6 protein-coding genes are annotated in these 4,669 nt (G+C 70.2%); 1 reads left to right on the top strand and 5 read right to left on the bottom strand.

Features of this window, described 5'->3' with window-relative positions; translation table 11 throughout:
- The 5 genes from VFZ20_RS28325 to VFZ20_RS28305 form a co-directional block, all read right to left on the bottom strand.
- Positions 1-453, bottom strand: a 453-nt coding sequence (locus VFZ20_RS28325; RefSeq protein ID WP_329687329.1) for a PDZ domain-containing protein, incomplete at its 3' end; no start/stop codon positions are given.
- Between the two features lie 123 nt (positions 454-576).
- The gene (locus VFZ20_RS28320; protein WP_329687328.1) at positions 577-1,053 is read right to left on the bottom strand and encodes a PDZ domain-containing protein; all 477 of its coding nucleotides are present in this window, start codon (positions 1,051-1,053) and stop codon (positions 577-579) included.
- Positions 1,054-1,176: 123 nt separating this feature from the next.
- Positions 1,177-1,740 (bottom strand): hypothetical protein, encoded by a 564-nt coding sequence (locus VFZ20_RS28315; protein ID WP_329687327.1) that lies wholly within the window; start codon positions 1,738-1,740, stop codon positions 1,177-1,179.
- On the bottom strand, positions 1,737-2,285 hold the full coding sequence (locus VFZ20_RS28310) for an RNA polymerase sigma factor (RefSeq protein WP_329687326.1): 549 nt from the start codon (positions 2,283-2,285) through the stop codon (positions 1,737-1,739). Before VFZ20_RS28310 ends, VFZ20_RS28315 begins: the two co-directional genes overlap by 4 nt.
- 485 nt (positions 2,286-2,770) lie before the next feature.
- Positions 2,771-3,328 carry a DNA-3-methyladenine glycosylase I gene (locus VFZ20_RS28305; RefSeq protein WP_329687325.1) on the bottom strand — a complete coding sequence of 186 codons (558 nt, stop codon included), beginning with the start codon at positions 3,326-3,328 and terminating at the stop codon, positions 2,771-2,773.
- A 349-nt stretch (positions 3,329-3,677) separates the two neighbouring features.
- Between VFZ20_RS28305 and VFZ20_RS28300 the strand changes: the two genes are divergently transcribed.
- A complete protein-coding gene (locus tag VFZ20_RS28300) occupies positions 3,678-4,637 on the top strand; it encodes a hypothetical protein (RefSeq protein WP_329687324.1) in 960 nt (319 codons plus the stop codon).
- Positions 4,638-4,669 lie beyond the last annotated feature (32 nt).

Genomic DNA, 4,669 nt, shown 5'->3' with positions numbered 1-4,669 from the left:
GGGAGGCGGCGCCGCGGCGGGCGGACGCGGCGGGCGCGGAGGCGCAGGCGGCGGCGACGTGCAGCGGGCGCCGGCGCGGACCGTCACCTCCTGCATCCGCCCGCCGCGCCGGACGGACAGCCGCACGACGTCGCCCGGGTTCAGGGACGAGTAGCGTCGCCCGGCGCCCGCGGTGGTGATCAGCTGCCCGTCGATGGCGGCGATGACGTCGCCGTCGCGCAGGATGTTGGCCGCGGGACCATCGGGCTTCACGTCCTGGATGGTGATCTCGCTCTCGAACTGGTACTGCGGACGGCGGCCGTCGCGCTCCTCGATGGAGACGGATCCGCGAAAGCCGTCGAATCCCAGGTCGCCAACGCGCCAGCCGCCGTTGCCGCACCGCTGCGCGTCCGCGCCGGACGTCCAGGCCAGGGCCCCCACGAGCAGGGCCGGGCCGATGTATCTGTTGATCATGGGAAGTACCCCAGGTGTTGAGTACCAGGTGCCTAGTGCCAAGTGCCAAGTGCCAAGTGAACTGATGCATCCTGCCGGTGCCGTTCCTTGGCATTCGGCACTTGTCACTTGGTACTGCTGTCTTCAGAACCGGATCACGCGCCGCGCCTCGGCGACTGGACGGGGCGCCGCCGGGGGAAGCGGCGGCTCCGGCGGCGGCGCGGCGCAGCGGGCGCCCGCCACGACCGTCACGTCCCGCACCTGCCCGCCGCGGCGGATGGACAGCCGCACCCGGTCGCCCGGGTCCACGGCCGAGTAGGCGCGGCTTCCCGCCTCCGTCGCGATGCGCTGGCCGTCGATGGCGGCGATGACGTCGCCGTCGCGCAGGCTGCCCGCTGCGGGCCCGTCCCGGCGCACCCGGCCGATGCGCGGCTCGCCCTCGAAGTAGACCTGCGGCCGCTCGTTCTTGTGCTGGCCCATGTGGATGATGGCGCCGCCCATCTGGTCGAAGCCCAGGTCACCCACCCGCACGCCGCCGTCGCCGCACCGCTGCGCATCCGCGGTGGCGCCGGATGCGAGGACCGCCACTAGGGCGGCCGGCACGATGTATCTGTGGATCATGGGATTACCCCGGAGTACCAAGTTTCAAGTGCCAAGTACCAAGTACCAAGTACCAAGTGAACTGATCTCGTCATCGTGCCGTTTACTTGGTACTTGGCACTTGTCACTTGGCACTTCTTCTCATCAGAACCACACCACGCCCTGCTTCTCGCCCGACTGGGCGGACTTGGCGCTGTCCGCGCGGGCAAAGGCGGCCAGCACGGCGGCCGCGAGCGGATCGTCCGGGGCGATCCGCACCAGCTCGTCGGCCGCGGCGCGGAGCATGCGCGCGGCAACCTCCCGCCCCTGCGCCGTCTGCCCCGCCGCCGCCGAGTCCTGCAGCTCGGCAAAGCGCGACATGGCCGCCACGTACGCCGTGCCCGTCTGCTGCACCGCGAGAGCGGCTTGGCGGGTGTCAGCCGCGTGGGTGGCCTGGACGGCCTGCGCCGTGGTGCGCGCGCCCACCCACTGCCCCGTGGCCAGCCCGCTGGCGAACAGGGCGATGCCCGCCGCCACGGCCCCGCCCAGCCACGCCCGGGGGATGCGGCGGATGCGTCCACCCGCCGCCGGCGCCTCGATGAGCCCCCGCTCGCGCAGGGCGCGCACGGTGCGCTCCTCCAGCAGCCGTCCCGGATCCATCTCCCGCGGCAGTGCCTGGAGGTGGTTGCGCAGGTCCGGCGTAAGCTCGTCCTCGTCGTGCTCGTTCATGCGGTCGTTTCCTTCACCGGCTCCAGCAGCCGCCGGAGCGCCTTGCGTGCATGGGAGAGCTGGCTCTTGGAGGTGCCGGGGGCGATCCCCAGCCGCTCGCCGATCTCCTCGTGCGTGTAGCCTTCCACGTCGTGAAGCACCAGCACCGCGCGGTATCCCGCGGGCAGCAGCGCCACCGCCCGCTCCACGTCGATGCGCTCGCCGTGCGCCGGGGCGGGGCGCCAGGGCTCGGCGGCGTCCTCCATCGGCATCCATCGCCCCTGCTTTCGGAGAAGCCCGCGCGCCACGTTAATGCCGATCCCCGTGAGCCACGTGCCGAACGCCGCCTCCCACCGGAACGCGCCCAGGACTTCGGTGGCGCGGATCCACGTTTCCTGCACCACGTCCTCGGCGTCGTGCTCCGCGCCGCCCAGGATGCGGAGCACGAGCGCATACAGCCGCGGCGTGTGCCGGGCGTACAGGTCGCGAAAGGCCTGTTCATCCCCCCGGAGGAGCAGCGCCTGCGCGAGCGCATGGTCGGGTACCGCGGCGGTTTCGGCTCTCATGCGTATCTGGGTGTCGCGAGCCGCGCGGATGGTTGCATTGGGGAAGTGCGAAAGTGCGAAAGTGCGAAAGTGCGAGAGTAACTGCGGTAGGATGGCGGCTGATGGGGGGAACGTCTGGCCGCCGTTGACTTCCTGAGGGAGCGTCGCGCGAACCCCGTCCGTGCACGGGCTCTGGCGCGACCGAAGGATCTTCTCCGCCGGGTACGATCCACCCCTCGCGCCGGGTGGCCGGGCGCGTAGTCGGTTGAAGCCCTGTTCGCGGAGCGCGTCGGCGCGAGACAGGGCTTATGGCTGTCCCAGCGGCGGGTTTACCCGCTCCGGCTGGGACCCGGCATCTCCCCGCTTGACGATCCAACCCTCGCGCCGGGTGGCGGCGCACGTAGTCTGTTGAAGCCCTGTTCGCGGAGCGCGTCGGCGCGAGACAGGGCTTATGGCTGTCCCAGCGGCGGGTTCACCCGCTCAGGCTGGGGCTTCGCACCCGGTCCTTACGCCCCCGCCTCCACGCCTTCCGTCCGCGCCCACGGCGGGTTGGCGGCGAGGACGCGGGCGTACACGGGGCACCCGGGCTTGTGCGCGCCGGGCAGGTAGCCAAGCGACATCAGGAACTCGCCCACGATCTCCCCGCCCGTGAACCGGAACGTCTTCTTGAAGAGCTTGATCCAGTCCGCCTTCTCCCGCGGGTGATGCGCGTCCAGCCATCCCGCGAACGATCCGTGCGACTCCCGAAGCTGCTGGATGCGGCGCGCGTTCTCGATCACCGCATCCACCTTGAGCCGGTTGCGGATGATCCCCGCGTCCGCCATCAGCCGCGCCTTGTCGTCGTCGCCGTACGCGGCCACGCGGTCCACGTCGAACCCGTGGAACGCGGCGTGAAAGCTGTCCTTCTTCTTGAGGATGGTGAGCCACGACAGCCCGGCCTGGTTGATCTCCAGGGCCAGCCGCTCCAGCAGTTCGTCGTCGCCGCGCAGGGGAAATCCGTATTCGTGCTCGTGATACGGCCCGTGGAACGGATGCCCGGGCGCGACGTCGCAGTACGTAGACATGGGGTGGATACCGGCGATGGGTGTCTGGAAGACGAGTGCGAAAGTGCGAGAGCAGGAGCTGGTTCAGCGTCAGGTGATGCAGATCGGCCGATCAGGGTCGACGTGGAGACAGATGCAGATTACACGATTCTCCGTCATCAACGCATCCTTCGGCAGGTTGCGCGCATCACAACAAATGCATGCGGTCGCGGCAGATGCGATGGAGCACGGAGTGGTCGTTCACTTTCGCACTCCCGCACTTTCGCACTTTCGCACTCCCCAACGCTCTCGCGCGCCGAACCGCGCCGCGATATGATGTACGCTCACCCTGCTTCATCCGGAGGTCCGTTCATGGTTCGGAACCCCGCGCATGTCTGACGCGCTGGACGACGCCCCGCGCCACCTTCCCTTTGTCCTGGGAGTCATCGGCGACTCGGGGAGCGGCAAGAGCACCGTGTCGCGCGGCGTCCGCGAGCTCATCGGCCCCGGCCGCGTCAGCACGCTGGACCTGGACGACTACCATCGGTACACGCGGGCCGAGCGGCAGGAGCTGCAGCTCACCGCGCTGAACCCCATGGTGCACAACCTGTCGCTCATGCAGGAGCACCTGCAGCTCCTGCGGCGCGGCCGCCCCGTGCGCAACCGCAAGTACGACCACACCGACGGCACCTTTGGCCCCATGGCCACGCTAGAGCCCGAGGAAGTGGTGCTCGTCCGCGGGCTGCTGGGCTTTCCCACCGAAGAGCTGCGGTCGTGCTACGACCTGACCGTCTTCCTGTACCCGGAGCCGGACCTGCTCTTTCGCTGGAAGCTGCGCCGCGACACCAAGTCGCGCGGGTACAGCGAGGCCGAGGTGCTCAAGAACATCGCCCGCCACCTGCTGGACAGCAAGCTGTACGTGCTGCCCCAGGCGGACCGCGCCGACCTCGTCGTCCGCTACGAGGCGCCGGACTGGGAGGCGCCGGATACGGAGGTGCGCACGTCGCTCATCCTGCGCCGCGCCGCCGCCGATGCCGTGCGCAACGACGGCATCCACGGCCGCTTTGGCGAGCACGTGCGCCTGGAGGAGCAGGAGGGCGACGACGGCGGGCTCGTCATCCGCGTGGAGAACACCCTTCCCGCCGAGCTGGTGGACGCCTGGGGCGCCGAGCGCTTTCCCGACACGTACGAGGGCGCGCGCTTTGGCCTGTACCAGGACGAGGAGGGCGGGGAAGGCCACCTGGCCCCGCTGGCGTTCACGCAGATCCTGATCGCCGACCTCACCCAGAAGCTGCGCCGCCCCGCCGCGCCCGCGCCCCAGGCGCAGCCGGAGCCCGTGCGCGTGGACTGAGCCGCATCCGCCGGGAGATGCAGAGCACGGGC

The sequence above is a fragment of the Longimicrobium sp. genome, assembly GCF_036280135.1.
Classification (GTDB): Bacteria; Gemmatimonadota; Gemmatimonadetes; order Longimicrobiales; family Longimicrobiaceae; genus Longimicrobium.
The sequence above is the reverse complement of the archived record's forward strand: the minus strand, read 5'-3'. Positions and strand labels throughout refer to the sequence as shown.

Bases quoted from the DNA above. Each gene is read 5' to 3' on its own strand.
- VFZ20_RS28300 (WP_329687324.1), top strand. From the start codon at position 3,678: ATGTCTGACGCGCTGGACGACGCCCCGCGCCACCTTCCCTTTGTCCTG.
- VFZ20_RS28310 (WP_329687326.1), bottom strand. From the start codon at position 2,285: ATGAGAGCCGAAACCGCCGCGGTACCCGACCATGCGCTCGCGCAGGCG.
- VFZ20_RS28320 (WP_329687328.1), bottom strand. From the start codon at position 1,053: ATGATCCACAGATACATCGTGCCGGCCGCCCTAGTGGCGGTCCTCGCA.
- VFZ20_RS28305 (WP_329687325.1), bottom strand. From the start codon at position 3,328: ATGTCTACGTACTGCGACGTCGCGCCCGGGCATCCGTTCCACGGGCCG.
- VFZ20_RS28315 (WP_329687327.1), bottom strand. From the start codon at position 1,740: ATGAACGAGCACGACGAGGACGAGCTTACGCCGGACCTGCGCAACCAC.